The sequence below is a fragment of the Bacillus sp. Brlt_9 genome, from assembly GCF_051948935.1.
Classification (GTDB): Bacteria; Bacillota; Bacilli; order Bacillales; family Bacillaceae_G; genus Bacillus_A.
In genome coordinates this window covers 146,347-172,177 of the sequence record NZ_JAYJLO010000010.1, presented here as the reverse complement: position 1 = coordinate 172,177, position 25,831 = coordinate 146,347, and the positions used below count along the sequence as shown (strand labels likewise).

The 25,831-nt window shown below is 32.7% G+C and carries 26 protein-coding genes; 20 read left to right on the top strand and 6 right to left on the bottom strand.

Annotated features, from left to right (window positions below; all coding sequences use genetic code 11):
* Positions 1–102: 102 nt before the first annotated feature.
* From thrS to VF726_RS27075, 7 genes are all read left to right on the top strand, one after another.
* Positions 103–2,022 (top strand): threonine--tRNA ligase, encoded by a 1,920-nt coding sequence (thrS, locus tag VF726_RS27105; protein ID WP_440173313.1) that lies wholly within the window; start codon positions 103–105, stop codon positions 2,020–2,022.
* Between the two features lie 252 nt (positions 2,023–2,274).
* On the top strand, positions 2,275–3,042 hold the full coding sequence (locus VF726_RS27100; protein WP_440173312.1) for an ABC transporter ATP-binding protein: 768 nt from the start codon (positions 2,275–2,277) through the stop codon (positions 3,040–3,042).
* 11 nt (positions 3,043–3,053) lie between these two features.
* The gene (locus VF726_RS27095; protein ID WP_440173310.1) at positions 3,054–4,934 is read left to right on the top strand and encodes an FtsX-like permease family protein; all 1,881 of its coding nucleotides are present in this window, start codon (positions 3,054–3,056) and stop codon (positions 4,932–4,934) included.
* 210 nt (positions 4,935–5,144) lie between these two features.
* Positions 5,145–6,176: an alpha/beta hydrolase gene (locus tag VF726_RS27090; protein ID WP_440173308.1), complete on the top strand. Its 1,032-nt coding sequence runs from the start codon at positions 5,145–5,147 to the stop codon at positions 6,174–6,176.
* Between the two features lie 239 nt (positions 6,177–6,415).
* On the top strand, positions 6,416–7,678 hold the full coding sequence (locus VF726_RS27085; RefSeq protein ID WP_440173307.1) for an MFS transporter: 1,263 nt from the start codon (positions 6,416–6,418) through the stop codon (positions 7,676–7,678).
* Positions 7,679–7,732: 54 nt separating this feature from the next.
* Entirely contained in the window at positions 7,733–8,599 is an 867-nt protein-coding gene (locus tag VF726_RS27080; RefSeq protein ID WP_440173305.1) for an ABC transporter permease subunit, read from the top strand.
* Between the two features lies 1 nt (position 8,600).
* Positions 8,601–9,602, top strand: coding sequence for an ABC transporter permease subunit (locus VF726_RS27075; RefSeq protein ID WP_440173303.1), 1,002 nt, complete (start codon positions 8,601–8,603; stop codon positions 9,600–9,602).
* Positions 9,603–9,652: 50 nt separating this feature from the next.
* On the opposite strand, the gene VF726_RS27070 is transcribed toward VF726_RS27075, so the two are convergent.
* Positions 9,653–10,390, bottom strand: a complete 738-nt coding sequence (locus VF726_RS27070) for a ZIP family metal transporter (RefSeq protein WP_000440606.1) — start codon at positions 10,388–10,390, stop codon at positions 9,653–9,655.
* Between the two features lie 136 nt (positions 10,391–10,526).
* Between VF726_RS27070 and VF726_RS27065 the strand changes: the two genes are divergently transcribed.
* The 3 genes from VF726_RS27065 (at position 10,527) to VF726_RS27055 (ending at position 12,968) form a co-directional block, all read left to right on the top strand.
* Positions 10,527–11,315 (top strand): class I SAM-dependent methyltransferase, encoded by a 789-nt coding sequence (locus VF726_RS27065; RefSeq protein ID WP_440173302.1) that lies wholly within the window; start codon positions 10,527–10,529, stop codon positions 11,313–11,315.
* A 48-nt stretch (positions 11,316–11,363) separates the two neighbouring features.
* Positions 11,364–11,993, top strand: coding sequence for an immunity protein Imm33 domain-containing protein (locus VF726_RS27060; protein WP_440173301.1), 630 nt, complete (start codon positions 11,364–11,366; stop codon positions 11,991–11,993).
* Positions 11,994–12,101: 108 nt separating this feature from the next.
* Positions 12,102–12,968: an MBL fold metallo-hydrolase gene (locus VF726_RS27055; RefSeq protein ID WP_440173300.1), complete on the top strand. Its 867-nt coding sequence runs from the start codon at positions 12,102–12,104 to the stop codon at positions 12,966–12,968.
* A 162-nt stretch (positions 12,969–13,130) separates the two neighbouring features.
* Here the strand turns inward: VF726_RS27055 and VF726_RS27050 are convergent, their stop codons facing one another.
* Positions 13,131–14,072: a nucleoside hydrolase gene (locus VF726_RS27050; protein ID WP_440173299.1), complete on the bottom strand. Its 942-nt coding sequence runs from the start codon at positions 14,070–14,072 to the stop codon at positions 13,131–13,133.
* Positions 14,073–14,105: 33 nt separating this feature from the next.
* A complete protein-coding gene (locus VF726_RS27045; RefSeq protein WP_440173298.1) occupies positions 14,106–14,708 on the bottom strand; it encodes a DUF2441 domain-containing protein in 603 nt (200 codons plus the stop codon).
* A gap of 203 nt (positions 14,709–14,911) precedes the next feature.
* Here VF726_RS27045 and VF726_RS27040 point away from each other — a divergent pair, with 203 nt between their 5' ends.
* The 6 genes from VF726_RS27040 to VF726_RS27015 all read left to right on the top strand — a co-directional run bounded on the left by VF726_RS27040 (position 14,912) and on the right by VF726_RS27015 (position 18,943).
* Positions 14,912–15,397 carry a DUF2798 domain-containing protein gene (locus VF726_RS27040; RefSeq protein WP_440173296.1) on the top strand — a complete coding sequence of 162 codons (486 nt, stop codon included), beginning with the start codon at positions 14,912–14,914 and terminating at the stop codon, positions 15,395–15,397.
* A gap of 180 nt (positions 15,398–15,577) precedes the next feature.
* A complete protein-coding gene (locus VF726_RS27035; protein ID WP_440173295.1) occupies positions 15,578–16,003 on the top strand; it encodes a DMT family transporter in 426 nt (141 codons plus the stop codon).
* A gap of 18 nt (positions 16,004–16,021) precedes the next feature.
* On the top strand, positions 16,022–16,717 hold the full coding sequence (locus VF726_RS27030; protein WP_440173293.1) for a Crp/Fnr family transcriptional regulator: 696 nt from the start codon (positions 16,022–16,024) through the stop codon (positions 16,715–16,717).
* A gap of 16 nt (positions 16,718–16,733) precedes the next feature.
* Positions 16,734–17,204 (top strand): DMT family transporter, encoded by a 471-nt coding sequence (locus VF726_RS27025; protein WP_440173292.1) that lies wholly within the window; start codon positions 16,734–16,736, stop codon positions 17,202–17,204.
* 611 nt (positions 17,205–17,815) lie between these two features.
* Positions 17,816–18,223 carry a GNAT family N-acetyltransferase gene (locus tag VF726_RS27020; protein ID WP_440173290.1) on the top strand — a complete coding sequence of 136 codons (408 nt, stop codon included), beginning with the start codon at positions 17,816–17,818 and terminating at the stop codon, positions 18,221–18,223.
* A gap of 66 nt (positions 18,224–18,289) precedes the next feature.
* Complete coding sequence (locus VF726_RS27015) at positions 18,290–18,943, top strand: MBL fold metallo-hydrolase (protein ID WP_440173289.1); 654 nt, start codon at positions 18,290–18,292, stop codon at positions 18,941–18,943.
* 96 nt (positions 18,944–19,039) lie between these two features.
* On the opposite strand, the gene VF726_RS27010 is transcribed toward VF726_RS27015, so the two are convergent.
* A complete protein-coding gene (locus VF726_RS27010) occupies positions 19,040–19,663 on the bottom strand; it encodes a TetR/AcrR family transcriptional regulator (RefSeq protein ID WP_440173288.1) in 624 nt (207 codons plus the stop codon).
* Positions 19,664–19,784: 121 nt separating this feature from the next.
* On the opposite strand from VF726_RS27010, the gene VF726_RS27005 reads away from it, so the two are divergent.
* Entirely contained in the window at positions 19,785–22,016 is a 2,232-nt protein-coding gene (locus tag VF726_RS27005; protein WP_440173287.1) for an MMPL family transporter, read from the top strand.
* A gap of 47 nt (positions 22,017–22,063) precedes the next feature.
* On the opposite strand, the gene VF726_RS27000 is transcribed toward VF726_RS27005, so the two are convergent.
* Entirely contained in the window at positions 22,064–22,246 is a 183-nt protein-coding gene (locus VF726_RS27000) for a DUF4021 domain-containing protein (protein WP_440173286.1), read from the bottom strand.
* A gap of 198 nt (positions 22,247–22,444) precedes the next feature.
* On the opposite strand from VF726_RS27000, the gene catA reads away from it, so the two are divergent.
* The 3 genes from catA (at position 22,445) to VF726_RS26985 (ending at position 24,904) form a co-directional block, all read left to right on the top strand.
* A complete protein-coding gene (gene catA, locus VF726_RS26995; protein ID WP_440173284.1) occupies positions 22,445–23,095 on the top strand; it encodes a type A chloramphenicol O-acetyltransferase in 651 nt (216 codons plus the stop codon).
* Positions 23,096–23,315: 220 nt separating this feature from the next.
* The gene (locus VF726_RS26990; protein ID WP_440173283.1) at positions 23,316–24,242 is read left to right on the top strand and encodes a GNAT family N-acetyltransferase; all 927 of its coding nucleotides are present in this window, start codon (positions 23,316–23,318) and stop codon (positions 24,240–24,242) included.
* Positions 24,243–24,391: 149 nt separating this feature from the next.
* The gene (locus tag VF726_RS26985; RefSeq protein WP_440173282.1) at positions 24,392–24,904 is read left to right on the top strand and encodes a GNAT family N-acetyltransferase; all 513 of its coding nucleotides are present in this window, start codon (positions 24,392–24,394) and stop codon (positions 24,902–24,904) included.
* Between the two features lie 22 nt (positions 24,905–24,926).
* On the opposite strand, the gene VF726_RS26980 is transcribed toward VF726_RS26985, so the two are convergent.
* On the bottom strand, positions 24,927–25,814 hold the full coding sequence (locus tag VF726_RS26980; RefSeq protein WP_440173280.1) for a DMT family transporter: 888 nt from the start codon (positions 25,812–25,814) through the stop codon (positions 24,927–24,929).
* Positions 25,815–25,831 lie beyond the last annotated feature (17 nt).

The window sequence follows — 25,831 nt, the reverse complement described above, 5'->3', positions numbered from 1 at the left end:
GTAAATTTACAATGGGAATCTGGGTGGAACCACGGGTAAAAGCACACTCGTCCCTATTTTAGGGATGAGTGTGCTTTTTATTATGAAATGGAGAGATGAAAAATGAAAGAACAGATGATTGAAATGAAATTTCCGGATGGTAGCGTGAAAGAATTTGTAAAAGGAATTACTTTAGAAGAAATTGCTGGATCCATTAGCAGTAGTTTGAAAAAGAAAGCAGTCGCAGGGAAAGTAAATGATCAGTTATATGATTTACGCCGAATTATTGAAGGCAATGCGGAAGTAGAAATCATTACTATAGATTCTAATGAAGGGGTAGAAATTGCTAGACATTCTGCGGCACATATTTTAGCGCAAGCTGTAAAGAGAATGTATGGTAATGTAAACCTTGGTGTAGGGCCTGTTATTGAAAATGGATTTTATTATGATATGGATCTCCCGAATAGTGTAAACGTAGAAGATTTACCGAAAATCGAAAAAGAAATGAAAAAGATTATAAATGAAAATGTAAAAATAGAACGAATTGAAGTCTCAAGAGCAGAGGCAGCAAAACTGTTTCAAGAAATGAATGATCACCTGAAATTAGATTTGTTAGAAGCAATTCCTAGTGGGGAAAGTGTAACACTATATAAACAAGGTGAATTTGTAGATTTATGTAGAGGACCACATTTACCGTCAACAGGCTATTTGAAAGCTTTCCAATTAACTCACGTTTCTGGTGCATATTGGCGAGGGGATAGTAACAATCAAGTGCTTCAGCGTATATATGGTGTTGCGTTCTCTTCTCAAAAAGAATTAGAAGAGTATTTACATTTCGTTGAGGAAGCAGCAAAAAGAAATCATCGTAAATTAGGTAGTGAGCTAGAGTTATTTATGTTTTCAGAAGAGGCTCCGGGAATGCCATTTTATTTACCGAAAGGACAGATTATCCGAAATGAATTAGAAGCATTTTTAAGAGAAATTCAAAAAGAGTATAAGTATCAAGAAGTACGTACTCCGTTTATGATGAACCAAGAATTATGGGAGAAATCAGGACACTGGGGACATTACAAAGACAACATGTATTTTTCTGAAGTAGATAATAAAAGCTTCGCATTAAAACCAATGAACTGCCCAGGACATATGTTAATGTTTAAAAATAGATTACACTCGTATCGCGAATTGCCAATTCGTATGTGTGAGTTCGGCCAAGTACACCGACATGAATTTAGCGGAGCATTAAACGGATTATTAAGAGTTCGTACTTTCTGCCAAGATGATGCTCATTTATTTGTAACACCAGAACAAATTGAAGATGAAATTAAATCCGTAATGGCGCAAATTGATTACGTTTATAAAACTTTCGGATTCGAATATGAAGTAGAGCTTTCTACTCGTCCAGAAGATTCAATGGGTGATGATAAGTTATGGGAGCAAGCAGAGGCGTCATTAGAAAATGTATTACATTCATTGAATTATAAATATAGACTAAATGAAGGTGACGGTGCATTTTACGGACCGAAAATTGACTTCCACATTAAAGACGCTTTAAATAGAAGTCATCAATGCGGAACAATCCAACTAGATTTTCAAATGCCAGAGAAGTTTGATTTAAATTATATAGATGAAAAGAATGAAAAGAAAAGACCGGTTGTCATTCACCGAGCAGTATTAGGATCTTTAGATCGTTTCTTAGCAATATTAATTGAGCACTTTGGAGGCGCGTTCCCGGCATGGGTGGCACCAGTTCAAGTAAAAGTAATTCCAGTTTCGAATGCAGTTCATGTACAATATGCAGATGAAGTTGTAGATAAATTAGAACAAGCTGGTGTTCGTGTTGAAAGAGATATGCGAGATGAAAAATTAGGATATAAAATAAGAGAAGCACAAATGCAAAAAATTCCTTATGTTCTTGTTATTGGGGATAAGGAAATGGAGAACGTAGCTGTAAATGTGCGTAAATATGGGGAAGAGAAATCAGAAGTTGTTGAATTAGGTGTATTTGTGGAAAGTATGAAAGAGGAAATAAATAATCGGAAATAGAGTTTAAAAAGAAAACACACCAATTTATAATGGTGTGTTTTCTTTTTTATCTTACAAAAATGTAAGGTAAATGTAAGCGAAATCGAGGGAACGAGTTTTAGAAAAATGAGAATATGAAGTAGGAAATAGGTTCATGTTACGGGTGTAACTCTTCTTGAATGAATAATTAAAAAATTCTTAAGAATTTGCATGAGAAAAAGATAAGAAATATGTGAGAAATTTAATTTATACAAAAGGGATGGAGTGAAAGAGATGTCAACAAATGTAGTTACTGTAGAGAGTGTAGAAAAAACGTATGGGAAAAGAAATGAGAATCAGTCAAAAGCATTAAGGGGCGTATCATTAAATATTAAGGAAGGGGAATTTGTCGGGATTATGGGTCCTTCTGGGTCTGGAAAAACGACTTTACTTAATGTGATTAGTACATTGGATCAAGCGACAGGTGGAAGTGTGACAATAGCTGGTACAAATATTACTTCTATGAAGGGGAATGCATTGTCAGATTTTCGATCTCAAAAATTAGGATTCATCTTTCAAGATTTTAACTTACTTGAAAACTTATCAATTTATGAAAATATCGCTTTACCACTTTCTCTGCAAGGCGTACCTTCAAGTGAAATTACTGGAAAGGTGGATGAAGTTGCGAAGAAATTAGGGATTACTGAAATTTTAACAAAATATCCAACTGCTGTTTCTGGTGGGCAAAAGCAAAGAACAGCGGCAGCTCGAGCTTTAGTACATAATCCAGCAATCGTATTAGCAGATGAACCGACAGGAGCGCTTGATAGTAAAAATGCAAAAAGTTTATTAGAAGCGATGCAAGATCTACATGAAAATCATAATGTAAGTATTTTGATGGTTACACACGATGCATTTAGTGCGAGTTATTGTGAGCGTATATTATTTATTCAAGACGGTCTTTTATATAAAGAATTAAAGTGTCAAGGAACGCGAGAAGATTTCTATCAAGATATATTAGGTGTGCTCGCTCATATGGGCTCAGCTGCTGAGTCTAAGTAGGGGGCGAGACTATGTTATTCAAATTATCACGTCATAGTATGAAAAAGATGTTAAAAGATTATATGGTTTTACTTATTGGTCTCGTTATTAGCATTAGTATTTTTTACATGTTCCAAACGATGGCGATGAATAGTGAATTTACGAAGGATAATAGTCTTATTAGTAGTATTAGACTCGTATTCTGGGTAGGTGCAATACTATTATCTTTCATAACTGTATTTTATATTATATATGCCAATTCTTTCTTACTCACATTAAGAAGAAAAGAACTCGGTATGTACATGATGCTCGGAGCGAAAAAGAAAAAAGTAGCACAGTTATTATTTATTGAAACATTCGGTATGGGTATTGTTAGTATTATTATCGGGATTTTAGTAGGGATGTTACTTGCAAGTGTAGCAGGAAACTTTTTAATGAATGGTATGGAAATTTCAGCAAAAGGTAGTTATTCATCTGTTTATATACCAGCAATCATAGTTACAGCTATTTTCTTCGTAATACTATTTTTTATTACTGGTTTAATGAATAGCATCCGTTTATTAAGAAAAACAGAACTAGAGCTAATTCGTGAAGATGAAACACTAGATGAAGTGAAGAAAAGTAAAACTCGCATTATTATAATGACCGTACTTGGTGTATTACTAGTAAGTACAGGCTACTATTTTATCGTAAATATAAAAATGTTTGCTGAACTCGGTTTTATCATAGCGACAATCGTCACAACACTTGGAACATATTTTATCTTTAGTTCATTGCTCCCATTTTTTGTGATGAAAATTAAAGGAAATAAAAAACGAAATGAAACGGGCTTAAATAGTTTTACATACGCACAGCTACGCTTTCGAGTAAATAGTTTATCGAGAGTATTAGGCACTGTAGCGATGTTAATTGCATTAGGAGCAGGTGCGATGACTGCAGGGATGGCTTTCCAAAAAAATGTAGGTATTATGACAGAGCTTTCTCGTGTATATGATGTCGTAATTCATGATCCAAATGAACAAGATACAACCGCATTAAAAGAAATGGAAATTGTTGAAGAAAGCAAGTATAAGTATAAAGTAGATGGGGAAGCGGTTTATTACTTACGTAACGATTTAACAGCGAAACCACCACTAATTTCCGAACGTTTTGATACGAAAACTTTAAAAGAGCCTGCGCGTAAACGGGTGGCTGAACCTTTAACGGAACCTGTATATTCTACTTTAGAGGCTCCTGAATCAGCAAAATTCCCTCGTATGCCAAAAGATTGGGAAGATGCGATTGTAAGAGAGATACAAATTACACATAATCAATTCAACGGAAAACCTGTAAGAATTGCAGATGAAGCGCATTATAAAGGAATTCAAGGAACAGAACACACTGTAACATTAGTAAAAGTAGATGATATGAAAAAGTATAAACCGTTGTTGATTGAAATAGATAAGAGACAAAAAGAACAAATTGAAAAAACAACAGGTACAAAAGTAGATATATTTACGAAAATGACAATTTATCAGTTAACGAGCAGTTTCATGAGCGGAACAATGTTTATGGGATTTTTCCTCGGAATTGCCTTTTTAGCAATGATGGCGAGTTCGCTTATGTTCAAAATATTGACGGGCGCTTCTCGTGATGTACGCCGTTACGAAATGTTACGAAAAATCGGTGTGAGACGCAGTATGTTAACGAAAAGTATATATAAAGAAATTTCATATTTATTCATTTTCCCGGCGATTATTGGAATTTCCCACGTTTTAGTAGGGCTTAACTTATTTAGCTTCATATTAGTTGACCCGTTTGTAAAAGTGTGGGTGCCAATTGGGATTTTCTTAGTCATTTATTTCATTTATTACTGGATTACTGTCCAATTGTATAAAGGAATGGTAATGCCGAAAGAAGAAGTAGCTAAATAGTTTATGAAAAGAGCCCTTGTTTGAAAACAAGGGCTTTTTTCAATATTTGTAATACCTGTGATTAAGTTTTTCTACGATTGATGTATTGAAAATTAAGAAAATATTAAGAGTTTATATAGCGGAATGTTAAGAAGTGTATGGGATATTAATAATGTAGTTTTATAGAATTAAATTGTTATTTTTACAAATTTATAAGAAAGGATATATCCTATGAAGAAGATAAAAAAATTAATAACATTTATTGGAGTCATAACTACACTAACATTAATCGTAGCACTAGTATTTCCTACATGGACTTCGCAAATAAAAGGGAAAAACAGTATAAGTACATTAGAACAAATAGAGATAAATGGAAGTAGTCATGAAATTATGATACGCGGCAAAGATAAGAACAATCCAGTTATTATTTTTGTACATGGTGGACCTGGTTCTTCAGAAATACCATATGCTCAAAAGTATCAAAAATTATTGGAAGAGAAATTCACCGTAGTTAATTATGATCAAAGAGGAAGCGGGAAATCGTACCATTTCTTTGAGGACTATTCAAATCTTACATCAGATCTTCTTGTAGAGGATTTATTAGCTATGACAGATTATGTTTCAAAACGTTTAGGTAAAGAAAAAGTAATATTGGTTGGTCATTCTTACGGTACATATATCGGAATGCAAGCTGCCGATAAAGCCCCTGAAAAATATGAAGCATATGTTGGCATTGGGCAAATGAGTGATACATTAGAAAGTGAGATGGATAGTTTAAAGTTTGTCATAGAACAAGCGAAAAATGCAGGCAATGAAGAGGAAGTTTCCTATTTAAATGGATTGACTGAAAAAATTAAAAATGGTGATACATACACTCCGAGAAATTATGTTGCGAAATATGGTGGAACATCAAGACTCATTGAAAATCCAGATGGTGATAACATTGGGGTGTTACTTAGCAATGAATATAACTTGTTAGACGTAATTCGTTACAACGTTGGATTATCACATTCTCAATCTGTCTTATTAGAAAAGGATTTAAAGAATCCATTGCCTACTAAGGTGACTAAAATGAAGCTACCGCTTTATTTCCTCATGGGGAAATATGACTATAACACTTCATTGCATGCAGCGAAAACATATTTTGATACGATTGAAGCAGAGAAAAAAGAATTTATTATTTTTGAGAAATCAGCTCATTATCCGCAATTTGAAGAGAAGGAAAAGTTTTATGAGTGGATGAGCGATACATTCGTAAAATAAATAAATAAATAAAGTGTATCCGAACTTTAGAACAATAAAATAGTTAGCGAGACATAAAAGATTTTAGCTACATATCATTATGTGAAGCGAAGTGAAATAAAAAGACTCTTATATAAAAGAGTCTTTTTATAATGTTCTCTATACAGAAGGAAAAGATTGGATAATAGTCGAAAAATATAATATAACTTCCAAGAAATGACTAGAACAATAAAATTTTGTCGAGAGAAAGGGTTAGAAGTATGAAAGAAATGCTACAGTTATTTCGCAACAAAGTGTATGCACGCTTTTTTCTAGCAAATATTTTAGAGCGACTCGGTTCTATGATTGCTGGAGTTTCTTTAATGTTTTATTTGTTAGATCAATACGGCAAACAACCAGTTTACGCAACGATGACACAAATTATGATGGCATTACCTGCATTAATCTTTTTTCTATTAGTAGGGACAGTAGTGGATCGTTTTGATAGACAACGTATTTGTACGGTAAGTAACATATGTTGTTCGCTCTGTAATATCGGAATCCTAATTTCGCTTTATTACGGGATGATTATACTTGTCTTTATATTTTTATTTTTGGAAAATGCGTGTATACAATTTTTCTCTCCATCCGAACAGTCGATGATACAGGGAATAGTTGAATCAGACCAATATGGTGCAGCAGCAGGTGTGAATCAAATGGTGAATAGTTTGTATGCTTTGTTTGGTGTAGGAATTGCAACGATGGTGTACTGGACTTTTGGAATTTACGGGAGCATTTTAGTAAATACGCTCACCTTTATTATGAGTGGTATTTTGATTCAAACGATTTCCATTCCAGAAAAAGTTCGTTTGCCTAATGGTAGAACAAAATGGAAAGAAGTTAATTTGAAGATGTTAATGACAGAGTTTCAAGGAGGGATTAAGTATATATACCAAAATGAAACTTTAAAAAAATTACTTTTAGGATTTATCGTTTTTGGATTATTAAACGGTATTTTAAGCGTATCCACAACTTACATATTAAAATACAAATTAGCACCAGCAACGTATGAAAGTTTAGCGATGGTCGGTGGTGTAGTTGGAGGGATTTCATTACTAATTGGAAGTATTATAGCAACAAGTGTAGGTAAGAAATATGCACCCAAACCTATTATTGTATTTGGTATGGCGGGATCAGGTGTCTTCTTCGGTATGTGTTACTTTGTAAACTACGTATGGTCTTTTTATGTATGTATCGCTTTTGCGACTTTCTTTTTACCGTTTATTAATGTTGCAATCATGGGCTGGATGTATGAAATTGTAGAAGAATCATTCATGGGACGTGTTCAAAGTTTACTTAGTCCATTAACGACAGGATTTCAGCTGTTATCTCTCGGTGCGATAGCGATGTTGTTCCCGAAATGGATTCGTGCAGATACGTTATATATTATTTTATTTGGTTTATTATTTTTTGTTACGTGTTTATATCAAGCTATTTTACCTAGTGGAAAGAAGCAGGTGCAAGGTATAGCTGAAGAAATGTAATATATCTGGTTTTTGATTTCTGAATATTCTATCGGATGGTGAGGTGAAATCGTTATGTTGATGCGAATTGCTAAATGGTGTGGGATTACTTGTTTACAACTAGTAGCTGCAATTTTATGTATAATCTGCCTAGGTGCGCTACCGCGTTTATTTAAGGGATTGCAAATTGATTTAATCGGTTTTTGGAACACGATTGTATTTCTTGGAGAGAAGTTACTTCAACCAGGTGAAATTACATATGGATTTCGGGACTCAAGAAAATTATTTCCGCAAATATGGATTCATTACATGGAAACGATGATTGTATTTCTATCAGCGTTTTTACTATCTTTGCTTATAGCGTATATACTTGTCGTTTGGGTATTGCAGCGTTCTCATATGAAACAAAAAATATGGAACGGGGTTTTTCTTACGCTGGAGAGTATACCGGATATATTACTTATATTATTATCACAACTTCTTGTCGTAATTCTTTTTCAAAAAACAGGATTTATGCCGGTCAAACTGGCTGGATTAGGGGAAGAAAAAATACGTTTGTTACCGATTATATGTCTTACAATACCAACAACATTATTGTTTATTAAACTATTGTTATTACGATTTAAAGAAGAATTAGAGAAAGAATATAGTTTGTTTGCCAAGAGTAAAGGATTAAGCTTACGGCATATTTTGACACATCATATTTCAAGAAATGTTTTATTGACGACAATTTATTATGCGAAAACAAATATTTTATTTATGCTTTCAAATTTATATATTATTGAATGGATTTTCAATACATACGGAATGTTTGTTTTTGTAAAAGAAAATTCTAAATTAGAAATATTTACAGTGAGTCTGGTAATATTATACGTACCGCTTTTTATACTATTTCGTATATTACATACGCTTTTAAAAAATGTTATAAAGGAGCGTGTGTAATATGTGGGTAGTTGTAAAAAGAGATGTAAGGTTTTGGTTTGGTGTTGTTTTTTTAAGTGTACTTATGATAATTAGTATTGGGAATACGTTGCTTTTCGATGGGAATATTCGCGAACTAACGATGATGTATAACGAAAAAGGAGAACTAGAGGCTGCTCCGTTTTCACCGTCGAGTAAATTTTGGTTCGGAAGTGATGAGAAAGGACGCGATCTTTTTCAATTAATAATAGAAGGCGCGAAATGGACAGTTGGAGCGAGTATAATTATAGCGATTTTACGAGTTATAGTTGGAGGGGGTATAGGCTTGCTTCTTGGTATGTATAGCAAACGGTCTTTTCCAGTTATATCATCTTTTTTTGATCCGTTCAGTATTGTACCTATGGTAATGGTTTCTTTATTTGTATTAAAGGAAGTTTTAGTTTTTGAAAATGGGACAGTACCAGAACCGTTTTATTTAAGGGTAATATTTCAAATGGTTATCCTTACATGTTTAGCGGTACCAACAATTATGTTATATACAGCGCAGGAAGTCCGTCGGATAAAAGGAGAAGAATTTATGATGGCAGCAACTGTGCTTGGGGGAAGTAAATGGCATAGAATGAAAAATCACGTATGGCCACACGTATTGCCATCATTTTTTTTACTTGTCGCTCAACAATTTGTGAGTACTTTATTACTTCTTTTACATCTTGGCTTGTTGGAGTTATTTTTTGGTGGAACAATAATCTCTGGTTTAGAGGCAGATAGTGTAACAAAAGAATGGACTGGTCTAATTGGTCAAAACTTCCGCCATTTAACTACACATACATGGATTGTACTTATACCGATTGCTTTTTATAGTATGACAATTCTCGCAGGAAATCTAGTTAGTAATAGTATGCAAGATGCGATTAAACTAGGAAATGTAAGAATACCTAAGAGCAGGGATAAAGAAATGAAGGAAGAGAAACAAGTACAACATACTGTGAATGATTTTTCATTCTATAAAGAAATACAAAAATAAAGAGAGGTAGCTGAAGATAAATTGTTTTCAGCTATCTTTTTTCGTTTGATTTAGTGATGACCAGCGAATAAAGTGAACACTGTTATTAGTAAAAATCCACTAGTTGCCCATATTAGAAATGTAAGGAAAGAGAGCTGTTTCTTAGCTTTCCAAAGCATTTCATGAATTGTGACATATCCAAGTGAACCGATAGCACTTCCCATAATGAGTCCTTGTAAATGTAGAGCTTTTCCTTCCATCAAAATGCCAAAAACTGTGCCAGTACCGAGAATAAGAGAAAGTAATAAGGTTGTTAATAAAAAGGAAACATATTTATGCTTTGTAAAGAGAAAGGGGATAATTAATGCTAAGCCTTCAGGAATATGGTGAACGACGATTGCTATTAAAAAAGGTATGGCAGAGTCAGCATGATTAATAAAAGCTGTACCGAGTGCAAATCCACTCGGTATATTATGAATAAATATAGCAAAAGAGAGAAAAAGGAAGGTTTGCCATGCCTGTTGATCTTTTTTATGTATCATTGGATGGTGACAATAGTTATCTAATAAGCTCATAATTAAAATACCGATAGCTATACCAAGTATAGGTCCAATCATTTCATAGCTTGAAAATGTTTCAGGAATAATTTCAAGGGATAAAAGCCCAAGTAAAATTCCGCCACATAATGCATATAAACGATGCATTTTTTCTTCAATTAGCTGGCGCGTAGCAATGCCAACAGCACCGCCTAATAATAAGCCACCAAATGAAAAAAATGTAACTATCATAGGAATCCATAATCGTTCCATCGTATCACACTCCGATTCTTCCACCTTATTTTTAGCTTACGAAAAGGAAAGTTAGATTAGTCCAACTAATTGTGTTTGATTATAGAGAAAAAACTAATAATTCGTTATAATTTATATATTAAATTTAAGTGTAAATATGAAACGAGGAATAATTTTGCAAACAAATTGGAGTCTATCTGAATATGAAAATCCAAAGCGATATGATATAGAAAATAAAAGTTTATCAGATTTTCCGTTTTTACTATCATGGGCAAAAAAACTAAATATACAAAATGAATGGATTCTAGATATTGCCTGCGGAACAGGAAGGGTTACAATTCCATTTATAGAAAATGGATATCAAATGATTGGTGTAGATATACATGAAGGCATGCTTGCTGAAGCAAAGACAAAAACTACGGATTGTAAAAAGGTAAAATGGTTACAACAAGACTGTTTACAATTAAGCATGAATGAAACAATTCCGTTAGCATTTATGGTGGGGCACGGATTCCAGCATTTTCTTACGAATACAGATCAAGATCAGTTATTAACATCTATTCATCACGTATTAGCTGACAATGGTATATTCATATTCGATACACGTTTCCCTTCAAAAGAAGAATTAATGCAACCATCTACAGAAGAATATTGGACAACTGTTAATGATGAAAAGGGAAGAAAATGTGATTTATATACTGAAATGAAATATGATTCAATTCAGCAAATACAGCACTACATAACAACAAGAAGGTTTTATGAGGGGGATACTCTAGTAGAGGAAATAAAAACAACGATAGATCTTCGTTATACGTACCCGCAGGAGTTAGAAAGATTAATAGTAGCGAATGGTTTTGAATTATTACATATATATAATGATTGGGAAGGCAATGAGTTGGGAGAAGATTGCTATTCTATGGTAGTAGTTTGCCGGAAGAAAAAATAGTATTATTTTAAAAATATGAGTGTAAAAAGCCTTTAAGGAGAGAAAAAGATGTCTTGGTACTTAGATAATGTTTATGAATTAAATAAAGGAGCACCATATACATTTTACCTTCCTAGCTCAGAAGTGTTGGAGAAATTAAAGATTGGAGATTTGATAAAGTTAATTTTTGTAACTAAAAATGAGGAAGAAGATGGATTTAATGGTGAAAGAATGTGGGTAGAAATCACTGAGAGAAATGAGAAGAAGTTTGAAGGGGAGCTGAGCAATGAACCATATCGATTAGATTTAAAAATAGGTGATAAAATTTCATTTGGAATTGAAAATATATGTGATACGGAATATAACGATCCAGCTTCAGAAGATTGGGATTTTTATTTTGATACGAAGGTAATTGTTAGTAATGATGTACTTGAAAAAAGAGAATTTAACTTTATGCTTAAAGAGGATTCAAGAGAAGAAGGTGACTCTGGTTGGTCAATATTAAGTGGCTATGAAAGTGATGACTATGTGAATGATCCTAAAAACTTTCAAATTATTTCAATTGGAGTCATATTGAATATAGATGATACTATTTTGAAATTTCTTGAGGAACCACCTTTATGTGCATATGAAAGAAATGATAAAGGTAGTTTTTATAAGATTGAAGACTATGATTGGGATACTTATTTAAATGGATAGAAAAAGTTATTACGTTTTAAAGAAAGCAATATAATTTCACCCTATGTGCTTGATAAAGGTTCTACAGATAATAATTCAAGAGAGTAATAGTAAATGGAGGAACAAATGATGCAACAAATTAAAAAAATAGGAAACTCATTTTGGTATATGACACCAGTTTCTGAAACAGATAGACCTATATTAGGAATGGTTGTTGGACAAGAAAAAACGTTAATGATCGATGCAGGGAATTCAGAAGAACATGCACAATTATTTTTAGAAATGTTAAAAGAAAAAAATGTATTGAATCCTGATTTTGTAGCACTAACGCATTGGCATTGGGATCATATTTTTGGATTATCTGTATTACAGAATGCATTAACTATTTCGCACGCTAAAACGAAAAAAGAAATGCAGGCAATAGTATCTTATGAATGGACAGATGAAGCGTTGAACGCACGCGTAAAAGAGGGTACGGAAATTGCATTTTGTGCGGATTGCATCAAAAAAGAGTTTGAAGAAAAAGTGAGAAATATTAAAATTATTCTTCCAACCTTAACGTTCCAGGATCAAATTGAATTAGACCTTGGCGAGGTGACCTGCGTGTTAAAACATGTGGGCGGAGATCATGCACATGATTCAGTTGTTATGTACATAAAAGAAGAAAAGATATTGTTTTTAGGAGACTGTATATATGCAGATATTTTTTCTTCGAAGTGGAACTATACGACGAAAAGAACGTTTGCATTAATAGATGAATTAGAAAAATTTGATGCTGAGACATATATTCTCTCTCATGGGGAAGCGATAAATCGAGAGGAGTTTTTACAAGAGATTCGTATGTTAAAAACAGTAGGAACTTATACTGAAATACATAAAGGCGATGAAGGGAAGATAAAGGAAGCGTATAAACGAGACATAGATAGAGAATTAAATGAAGATGAACTAGAAACAATAACGTTTTTTGTAAATGGTTATGAAATGAATAATCAATAAGACACGACATGAATCCAATATAATTAAATTGCACAAAAAGAGTATTGAAATTTAATTCAATACTCTTTTCAATAGTTAAATATGTAGTTTCAACCAAATTCTAAATGGGTAATCATTGTCTGGAGGGGTGTCATTCTATGTATTTTTCGTATATATAGTGGTTCAAGTAGAAGCTTTCTTTGCTAATTCAGTTATATAGTTGAAAAATCCATTGTGGTTTACATCATATACTACATTTACAGGTCGCCCACCATCAAATTCCACTGTACGCCCCTGGCTTGGTCCGTATGTATGAACGATACTATTAATCGTTTGAGTTTTTGCGAGGTTAGTGTTTCCGACAAGCGCAGTTGTTAGTACATCCCACAAGTAGTAAGTAGAGTTCGTTGAAAAGTGAACGAGGGGAGGAACCATCGCATAGCATTGGCCAAGGAAATCTACACCAATATACTTTCGTTCTTTTGCCCAACGTTCACGTATGTCTATAGTTAATGGAACTTGGTTTGTACTTTCTAGTGTCACTAAGTCGATTTCAATTTTTGATTCCCACACACGAGCTACTGCTTCAGGGTCCCAAAATGAATTCCACTCAGCTGTTCCGTCATGCTCTGGTTCATGTACATTGCCTGCGGTAAGAAATGTACCACCCATCCAAACGAGACGTTCAATTTTATCTTCGACTATGAGAGCTTCATATAATGCACGAGCAAGGTCAGTTAGGGGTCCCGTAAATAATAAAGTTGTTTTTCCTTCATTTTGTAGAAGCGTTTCTATTAAGTGATGATGTGCAGACTTTGCTGCTACAGGTGTTATAACTTTTCCAGCCTCATTTAAAATTGGTAAAGCATCTACATAAAATGCATGCATCCGCCAGTCTTTTGGAAATGGATTTTTCGCACGGGAATTTGATGCGGCTACTTCAATATATTCTTTGCTGAAGCGATCAATAATTTTGCGACTTGCAGATATTGCTGGTTCCAAATAGCAATCAGCAGGGATAACTGAAACACCTGTAAGTTTGACATTATCCATCTGAAGTAATAAAAATAGTGAAATTAAATCATCTACACCACCATCATGATTGAAGTACACTTTTTTCATCATTGTAATCTCCATCCTATTTGATTTAGTTAGAAATTAAACATGAATTGAGGAAAAGTCATCAATAATTTCGACTACTTCAATTTCGCCATTAATGAGTAGCTCAGGGAGTTCGTTATTCACATTTCCTTTCCAATATTCTCTAGCTTGTTCCATTTTTTGAGAAAAAGGAATAGCATCTTCTTTCGGTAAAAGATTCCCGTCACCTTCAAAAGAACTTCCGATTACTCGTAGTTTAACAATCTGCAAAACTTCTCGATTGTAAGAATCAAATAATGCTTTCCATTTTAAAGCATCTTCATAGCTTTTAGCAGCATATAAACAAGACAATCTTGATGGATAATCAGGATATTCTTGCAGCCTAACCATTTCCACAATCGTTTCTCTAATGGCTCTAATTGTTTGATCCATGTAATTCATAACTACTGTAGCATTTTCATTCTTTATATGTAATTCTTCATTTGTATAATGTTCTTTTAAAATTTGTATAGAATCTTCACCACTAGAATTTAAATGTTTTCTTTTAAAAAAGAAGTGGAATAGCGTATTAGTTTGATTTTTATTAAATTGAATGCTTTGTCCGATCTTCATTTTTTTCCTTGTTACGATATGATATACGAAAAATCCTTGTTCATTCATGGTTCTCCTCCTAGTAGTAATGTTTAAATTTAGTAATTCAACATTGAAATATATAAAACCTTTATAAGTAAAAGTGAGAATTTGAGTTGAAAGTAAAGAAAATATATGAAAACGTTTTAAATTTGTTCACAAAATGTTCACTTACGAAGAGGTTTCCAATATCGATATAATGACAAAGACTCAAAGAGAAAGGATGATGAATTTTGCCAACAACAAGAAAGGAAAACCTCCAATTTGGTATGATGATGTGCCTTGGGATGGTTATCGTAATGACGTTTTACAATTTACTAACGAATGGATCAGGAGGGCCAATTCATATTAAGGAGATTGCATTAGAAATACTAATTGGATTTATTATTGCGCTATTAATTGAAATATGTATCGTTGGACCTAGTGCGAAAAAAATTGTATTCATGTTGCCATTCGATAAATCGAAAAAAGTAAATATTATTATTGCGATGGCGACAGCTATGGTTATTGGAATGGTTTTCTTCATGTCGTTTTATGGAATGGCAATGATGTATTTTCATAATGGATTACATGGTGAATTTTTTGTTTCAATGTATTTCTCGATTTTTATTAAAAACTTCATTATGGCGTATCCATTACAATTAATTATTATGGGGCCGCTTGTGCGTTTCTTATTTGGAAAGTTTGTTTTGAAGAATAAACCTGTTAATGTAGCGTAATTATAATTATTAAAATTATATATAATAATAAAAAGATAAAAACACATCTCAATTATTTTGAGGTGTGTTTTTTTATGGTCATTCGCAGTTATTTTCATACTGATGTGACATTTGTCCTTTTGTTTATATAGGATTATAGCTTTTAATTAAGTCAGAAATAAAAGATGAGGAGATGATTTTTTGAAAGGCATTGTACTTGCTGTATTTGCTGGCATATTTATTACACTTCAAGGCACATTTAATGCGAAACTTAGTTCACATATTGGTATATGGTCGACAAGTATTATTACGCATTTAATTGGATTCATTATTGCAACAACTGTATTTTTGTTAAAGAAAGAAGAGAAAGTAACAGATTTAAAGAGTGTGAAAAAAGTATATTTAGCAGCGGGTGCATTTGGTGGATTCATTATTTGTGCAGAAACTATGGCGATATATGCATTAGGAGTTACATTGACAGCTGGCACACTAATGGTTGCTCAATTGTTAACGGCAACAGTTATTGAAATGAAAGGACTGTTTCATATAAAAAAGATACAGATGGAGAGATATCATATTGTGGGAACAATAGTAATGATTATAGGTATTGTTGTATTTAATATGTAAATGAAAGGGGAAATGAATATGGAGGATAGATCAGGTTTAATTACGCATTATTTGAAAACCAATAAAACGCTCGAGATTTTTTCAGAAATAGATACAGCATATTTTCAATTAAATCACTTTGAAAAAGGCGAGCTTATTTGCAATATAGATGACGAAATGCATCGTTTATATTTTGTTGTTAAAGGTAAAGTAAAAGTTTATACGATTACACCTGAAGGGAAGAAACTAATTCTTCGCTTTATCAATCCATTGGCCATTGTTGGTGATATTGAATTAATTCAAAATAGCAAAGCACATAATGTCGTTGAAGCTTGTTCAGATGTTGTAGCAATCTCTATTTCTAATACGGTTATTAGAAACAAGTTATTACATGATCCTATATTTATGAAGTTCTTGCTTGAAAACATTGCGAACACATTAAAAATATCGACTCGTTTTACTGCTCTTAATTTACTTTATCCTGTAGAAGTACGTGTAGCTAGTTATTTACTTTCAATTTCAACAGATAGTAACGGAAATATGTATAAAGAGGATTTGGATGCAACTTCGGTAACGAGTATTGCGGATTTTATAGGGGTAAGTTATAGGCACGTAATACGGGTATTACAAAAATTTTATAATGAAAAATTAATTGAAAAGAGGAATGGAGTTATTGTAATTAAAGATTTTTCTAGAATGAAGGAAGTCGCTAAAGATAATATATATGAGCAATGAAAGGGAGAGGAAGATTTTGATTGGATTTAGTTTAGCTACATTGGCAGGAATACTAATTAGCGTACAATCTGTTTTTAATGCAAAAGTAAATGAAAATGTAGGACAGTGGTTAACGACTACATGTGTCCTTGGAATAGGTCTCATTAGCTCTATTCTATTTTATATCATTACAGAAAACAGTATTAACATTAAAGTGTATACTACAAATTATTTGTTTTATGTAAGTGGACTGTTTGGCATCGGGTTAATTATTTGTATAATGGGTGCAATAAAGAGCTTAGGTCCAGCATATACGGTGCTAATTAGTCTTATTACTCAATTGGTCGTTGCATTATCCATTGATACATTTGGATTGTTCGGAATGGAGATCGTCCCATTACAAATAAATAAGTTAGTTGGTATAGGCTTATTAATTTTTGGAGTAGGAATTTTTAAAAATATCTTTTCGAATAAGAGAGCTATTAGAATAACTGAGGATGAGATTTAAAGGTTATAAGGATGTTAATAATCAGATTATAGATGTTTATGTAGTGGGGAAGGCATTTCATACATGTTTCTGTTAGTGAAGGGTTTATATATATTCGATAAAAAACGTGAATTAGCTATTAGTGTAGTTGAAAAGAAGACGTCAATAAGTTGAGGTCTTCTTATGTATTGTTCTGAGGTTATCTGAACTTAAGTATAAGGGGATGAGAAGTGGTTTAAGTTAAGAAGAATATGACCGAAAATAAAATATTACTAAACATATATAACTAATGAATACAATGTCTTTTTCAGTTATTATGTTGTAAATCATTTTATGATAAAATCTTTTACATAATTTAATAAAGGGGCAGTATTCTATGGGTTATTTCTCAAATGGTTTATTAGTTGTGTTTGTGCTTATCGTATGTAGTTGTATAATTTTTGGTTAATAATATAATGAGAGTCTTATATAAAAGAAGTTATCTCAAGTGAGATAACTTCTTTTTATTTTATGTTGAGAAGGAATTCTATCTTTCTTATTGAAGTTTGTTCTAGTTATTTTCACGTCAATCGCAATTTTCATAAGGGGAATTTTATGGAACATTAACAAACTATAGAATAGGGAGTATTTACATGAAAAATAGTATACACTACACAAGTGAACATCCTACAAAATTTAATGAATTATTAGCTTTATATGAATCTTTAGGATGGAATTCTCTTAAATTAACAGTGAATGAATTAGAACAAATGTGTAAACAAAGTTGGTATGCAATATACGCATTTAAAGAGCAACAATTAATTGGTATGGGGCGTGTTATATCAGATGGTGTAATAACAGGTGTTATTTGCGGTGTATGTGTAATGCAGGAGTATCAGTATATTGGTATTGGAAAAGACATAGTGAAACGATTAATCCATCACTGCGAACAAAACAAGGTTATTCCGCAACTTATGTGTGTGGAAAAATTGCAATCTTACTATGAATCTATAGGTTTTGAAGCATTCTCTATTGGGATGACAAAACATATTATGAGATAGCGGTGCTTTATATTTTCAGTTTACTCGTACATATTTTCAAACTTCATTATAAAGGAGAATTGCTGTATGGAGATTGCAAAAGGGGTAGAAATGTTACAACTCGAATTTCAAGAATTTATCATTCACCCAATTCTTTTATGGAATGATGAAATGGCAGTTTTAATAGATACTGGTTTTCCTGGACAATTCGAAGAAATACAAGTAGAGATGAAGAGAGTTGGGGTATCTGTTGATAAGCTAAAAGTTGTGATTTTGACACACCAGGATATAGATCATATAGGTAGCCTTCCTGATTTATTGGAGAATGGTGTAAGCGATATTAAAGTTTATGCGCACGAGTTAGATAAACGATATATTGAGGGGGATTTACCTTTATTGAAAGATGTACATGTAGAGAATCCACCAAAAGGAAAAGTGAGTGACACAGTGATTGACGGGCAAGAACTTCCGTATTGCGGTGGAATACTAATTCTCCATACTCCAGGGCATACTCCTGGTCATATTAGTTTATATTTGAAACAAAGTAAAACTCTTATTGCAGGAGACTCGATGTATAGTGTGAATGGAAAGTTAGGAGGAATTCACGCCCCAACAACTTTAAATATTATGGAAGCACAGCAGTCTTTGAAGAAGTATTTAAATCTAGATATTGAATCTGTAGTTTGTTACCATGGGGGATTAAGTAAGGGGAATATAAAGATTCAACTTCAAAATTTGTAAAAGTCGAAGATAATAATTTTTTGATAATGGATGCTAAATTATAAAAAAACATGTTTGAAAAAAATTCAAACATGCTTTTTATTAAAGGAAATCTGTTTAATATGAATGACCTAATCCGTTCCAATAAAAAGAAACGATTTTTTGTGCTAATTCATCTATACTTACAATAATAGGATTGTCATTTTCATCTTTAAAATTCCCAATTGATAATAAAGATACGAATGCATGAGCGGCAAATTTAGGGTTTCCTTTTTGGATTTCTCCAAGTTGCATCGCTTTATCGAGTACTTTTTCTAACACTTCATACATGCTATCTTCAGCTTTTTTTAATTCCTTTAATTGTTCTTCAGATAAAGATAGTTTTGCATCTTTCATAAAATTTTTCATATCAATATCCATTGTGGCATGTAAGTAAACTTTAGCAAAGTTTAATAATCTCTCTTCTAAAGTATCGTTTGTAGAGAGTATTTGAGACATATTCTCACGTATACGGACCATCATTTGGATCATAGTAGCGGTAAATAAATCGGCTTTTGTTGAAAAGTAATAGTAGACGGTTGCTTTCGTAACTCCACAAACTTTTGCGACTTCATCCATGGAAACGACTTGATAATTTTGAGTAAGAAATAATCGTGTTGCAACTTCCACAATGGTTTCTTTTGTAGATTTTGTATTTTTATTTTGGCGAGGCCTTCCGAGAGGACGTTGTTTTTGTTCCAAATCTATTCGCTCCTGACATGTATTCTTGAAATAATTATAACATAATTTTTATTCATTCTTGATTAATTAACCGACCAGTATATATAATTAATAATGGAGGAAAAAAGGAAGGTGGGTTTTTATGAAAAAGCACCCGTTACATATGTTAGGGAGGCTTGTAGCAGGGAAGCATACGCAGTGGATAACTTTATCGGTTTGGATTCTTATTACATTAGTACTTTCATTTACGTTACCACAAGTTAATAGTACGAAAGAACCAAATCCGAAAAACTTACCCGAAACAGCTATGTCGCAGCAAGCGGAAGCACTAATGAAAAAAGAATTTCCTAATAATGCAGGAAATCCGTTGTTGGTAGTATGGTATAGAGATGGTGGATTACAGTCACAGGATTATAAGCTCATACAAGATGTTTATAAAGAGTTAAAAGCTAGTCCTTTAAAGGAACAATCAACGTTACCACCATTTGATACAATCCCGGAACAAGTATTATCAAAAAGTGCATCAAAAGATGGTACATCATTTGTTACACCGGTATTCTTTAACAAGTCAGCTGGAACAGATATATTAAAAGGAAATCTTGATGATTTAAGAAACATAGTGAATAGTAAGGTCGATGAAGATCCATTCAAACAAAAAATTAGTGAGTCTGGTTTACATGTTCGATTATCTGGACCTGTAGGTATTCAAACGGATGCAGTTAGTTTATTTAGTCAAGCAGATGTGAAATTATTAATTGCAACTGTACTACTCGTATTAGTCCTATTAATTATACTGTACCGTTCACCAATTTTAGCAATTTTACCTTTACTTGTTGTTGGCTTTGCATACGGTATTATTAGTCCTACACTTGGTTTTTTAGCTGATCACGGATGGATTAAAGTAGATGCCCAGGCTATATCAATTATGACAGTATTATTGTTTGGTGCTGGAACGGATTATTGTTTATTTTTAATTTCGAGATATCGGGAGTACTTGTTAGAAGAAGAAAATAAATATAAGGCATTGCAACTTGCAATTAAAGCTTCTGGCGGAGCAATTATAATGAGTGCATTGACTGTTGTACTTGGATTAGGAACATTATTACTTGCTCATTATGGTGCCTTTCATCGATTTGCAGTGCCATTTAGTGTTGCTGTATTCATAATGGGAATTGCTGCTTTAACGATTTTGCCATCGTTTTTATTAATTTTCGGTAGAACTGCATTCTTCCCATTTATACCGAGAACAACTTCGATGAATGAGGAATTAGCAAGAAAGAAAAAGAAAGTAGTAAAAGTAAAAAAATCAAAAGGTGCCTTTAGTAAAAAACTTGGTGATGTTGTAGTACGAAGACCGTGGACAATAATTATGCTGACTGTATTTGTATTAGGTGGATTGGCATCATTTGTACCACGTATTCAATACACGTATGACTTATTAGAATCGTTTCCTAAAGATATGCCTTCACGTGAAGGGTTTACGTTAATTAGTGATCATTTTTCACCTGGTGAACTAGCACCAGTAAAAGTTGTTGTTGATACGAAAGGAAAAGAGCTTCCTATTAAAGAAGAACTCGAGAAATTTTCTTTCGTAAAAATTGTGAAAGATCCAAAAGAGGGTAAAGAAAATAAGCAAATGAAAATGTATGAGGTTTCTTTAGCTGAAAATCCATACTCAATTGAAGCGTTAGATCAAATCCCTAAATTGAAAAACAGTGTAGAAAAAGTATTAAAAGATGCTGGGGTTAATAATGCGGAAGATCAACTATGGATTGGCGGAGAAACAGCGTCATTATATGATACAAAGCAAATTACGGAACGTGATGAAGCGGTTATCATCCCAGTAATGATTAGTATTATAGCTTTATTATTACTTGTTTACTTACGATCAATTGTTGCGATGATTTATTTAATTGTAACTGTTGTATTATCGTTCTTCTCGGCATTAGGAGCAGGGTGGCTATTACTTCATTATGGTATGGGAGCGCCGGCCATTCAAGGTGCGATACCGTTATACGCATTCGTATTTTTAGTTGCTTTAGGTGAAGATTATAATATCTTTATGGTTTCAGAAATATGGAAAAACAGAAAGACACAAAATCATTTAGATGCAGTAAAAAATGGCGTTATACAAACAGGTAGTGTCATTACATCCGCAGGTTTAATTTTAGCCGGAACTTTTGCTGTATTAGGTACACTTCCAATTCAAGTGCTCGTTCAATTTGGTATTGTAACAGCAATTGGCGTATTACTAGATACGTTTATTGTAAGACCATTACTTGTACCGGCAATCACAGTTGTGTTAGGCCGCTTTGCTTTTTGGCCAGGGAAGCTTTCAAGAAAGAGTGAAGAAGTACAAAAGGTGGATGCATAGTTAAGAAAGCCAAGGATATTTTCCTTGGCTTTTTTCTATGTAGTTTATTAATTTTTTGAAGTCAAATCTTCAGTTTCAGCGTGATCAGCATCTTCTATAGCAGTTTCTGGCATTCCATATAAGCCGTTCATTGCTTGTTCTTTGATATTAAGATTTGCAGTAGTATTATTTTGAATAGGTGTAGTGTTTTCGGTAACACTTTCTTTTTTATTTTCATTTTTGTTATTCATGAATGAATCCTCCAAACGTCAGTTGATGTATTAATAGTATGTGGTTGGATTTCAAGAAATATGTGAATGGATTTTTGCAGATGTTATATAATTAAATAAAACTTGAGAATAAATTTAAAATGTGAGGAGTGAAGAAGTGTGGTGCAAACAATAAAGTTAGCCTTCTAAAATAAAATAAAATTTTAGGAGGCTATTAAAATGAAGTTTCATATAATTGACAGAGAAAATTGGAATAGAGAGCAGTATTTTGAACATTATTTAAAGTTGAAATGTACGTTTAGTATAACTGTGAATGTTGATATCACGATGTTATTAGAGGAATTACATCAAAAGGGAATAAAATTTTATCCCGTTTTTATTTATTTAATTTCTAGAGTAGTAAATAATCATATAGAATTTCGAACATGTTTGAACGATGAAGGAGTTTTAGGCTATTGGGAGGAAATGACACCAAGTTATACAATCTTCCATAAAGATGATAAGTCTTTTTCAAGTATATGGACGGATTATTCAAGTGGTTTCCGCACTTTCTATAAAAATTATGAAGACGATATGAGATGCTATGCTAATGTTCATGGTCTTTTCACGAAAGAAAATATTCCGCCTAATGTATTTCCGATTTCTAGCATACCTTGGACTAGTTTTACTGGATTTAATCTTAATATTAATAATGATGCTGATTATCTATTACCTATTATAACTTGTGGGAAATATTTTAATGAAGAAAATAAGGTTATACTACCAGTTTCATTGCAAGTACATCATTCGGTTTGTGATGGATATCATGCAAGTCGATTTATAGAGGATTTACAGGAGTTAAGTAATAGTTGTAACGAGTGGCTTAAGTAATATCTAATTTTTAATTATACACAATTGAAAATGAAAAACAGAAGAGAACATGTTTATATAGCGTGGTCTCTTTTTTATTCATTAATATTAATAAATAGTGGAAGATATAGGGTGATTTGTAGTTTAATAGTAAATAAGGTGATTCGTTTTAATTTTCTGTATTTTATATCTGTATCATTCACAAAACATATTATTTTGTAACAATGAAGGGAAAAATAAAATGACAATAATATCTATAGAAAAAGCTACAATTTTAGATGCCGAAAAGCTAACAGAAATAATGACAAAAACATTTGATGAAGAAGCAAAACGATGGCTATACGGTCAAGGTGATGTAATTGACTATAACATCCAACCACCAGGGTATTCTTCAGTAGAAATGATGAGATATTCAATCGACGAATTGGATTGTTACAAAGTGATAATGGATCGAAAAATAATCGGGGGCATTATAGTTACGATCTCAGGTAAGTCATATGGCCGAATTGATCGTATTTTTGTAGATCCTGTGTATCAAGGAAAAGGAATTGGATCATATGTAGTGAATTTAATAGAAGAGGAATATCCAAGCATAAGGATTTGGGATCTCGAAACATCTAGTAGACAACTTAATAATCATCATTTTTATAAAAAAATGGGCTATGAAATAATTTTTAAATCTGAAGACGAGTATTGTTATGTAAAAAGAATGATTGTAGAGACAGCTGAAGTGAACCTAATTAAAAATAAAGATTTGAAAAATAGCCAATACGAAAACTGTAATCTGGTTAATACAGAATATTATCAAGTGAATTTAAAAAATAGTGCATTTGTTGGTAGTAATATAATGCATTTGAATATGAGTAATTGTAATGTAAGCCAATCTAAGTTTAGAAATATTAATTTTAAAAGGTCTTTATTTGCAGATTTAAATCTTTCTGGTGGTAATTTTAATTTGGTGACATTAGGTGGAGTTCAATTTAAAAATACAAGTCTTGGAGATGAGAAGGAACCTATTATATTCGATAATTGTGAGTTAGAAGGTAGTGTAATACATAATAGTAATTTGAAAAATGTTGAAATAGAAAATTGTGATATAACCGGTATGAAAGTAAATGGTATTCCAATTGAAAAGCTGCTTGCGTTATATAATAAAGCAAAAAGTTAACCGGTATTATATAGTAGATAAGCTGTTCGTAAATCTAATGTTATGCCGAAATAATTATGTAAAAATAATATAAAGAAATAAAGGAAAGAAGGGGTTTTATGCAGGAGGCTAGAATGAATATATTGTTATGAATATGGAGGGAAGAAAAAATGGGGATAAAAGTAAGGGCGGTAGAAATACGAGATGCTAGAGCGATTCACCATATATGCATACAAGACGATGTTTTACCTTATATGGTGTTCTTACCTAGCATGCGTGTAGATGCAATGGAAAATAGAATTCGAAATTTAGCGCCAAATCAATTTGAATTTGTTGCAGAGTATGATGGAGAAGTTGTTGGATTTGTTGGGTTAACTCAAAGTCCTGGACGTAGATCTCATTCGGGGGATTTGTTTATAGGGGTAGATAGTGAATATCATAATAAGGGTATTGGAAAAGCGCTTCTTACAAAAACGCTTGATTTGGCTGATAATTGGTTAATGTTAGAGCGAGTGGAACTAGGTGTTTTAGAAACAAATCCGAAAGCGAAATCGCTATATGAAAAATTTGGATTTGTAGAAGAGGGAGTAAAGATAGGGAATTTGAAGGCTCACGGAAAGTTTATTAATGAAATTATGATGAGTCGTTTTAGACCGGATGGTTTAATCGTACATAATGGATAGTGAAAAGCATGACAGTATACTGTCATGCTTTTTTATTAGAATTTGGCTGTAATAAAAATAATGCTAAACCAATGAAAATAATTGAAATACCTAGTGCTTGTTGTATAGAAATAGTCTCATTTAATATAAAGTACGCTAATATACAAGTTCCAATTGTTTCTCCTAAAATGCTCATAGAGATTACAGTAGCACTCATCCATTTTAATAACCAATTGAATATTGTTTGACCTAAAATCGTTGCAACAAACGCTAAGCCAATAAAGCATAGCCAAGTTTTTGTAGAGTAGTGAATGAAAGATTCATTTTGCATATAAGCAAATATACCGAGAAAACAGGCGCTACTTCCATAACTAATTACCGAATATGGTATAAGTGATACATCTTTACGAACATGTTGGCTAATGAAAAAGTAAACTGTAATAATTCCGGCCGCAATAAACGCTAAAATATCCCCGTATAAAGCTTCTCCACTAATTTGGAAGTCTTGCCATCCAATGACAATACTTCCTGAAATAGCGATGAGGCAACCAATAATTGCTCCTTTTGTAAATCTCTCTTTAAATAGAAAGTAACCACCAATCATTGAAAATAAAGGTTGTAATGTTACGATAACTGTAGAACTTGCTACCGAAGTATATTGTAATGATTCAAACCAAAGTATATAATGTGCAGCTAAAAATAATCCAGATATGAAACCGAACCCCCATTGTCTTCTTGTTACTATCTTTAGCTCGTTTCGATTATTTTTATTGAAAAGTAACAAGGGTAACAGAATGAGTGCCGCAAATAATAATCGATAAAAAGCAATGATAGCCGCAGGAGCATCTGCTAATTTTACAAAAATTGCTGAAGTTGATAGGGCAAATACGCCGAAAAATAAGATGCAATATGAAAGAATAGGTGATTTCATAGTTTGTCCCTCCAATA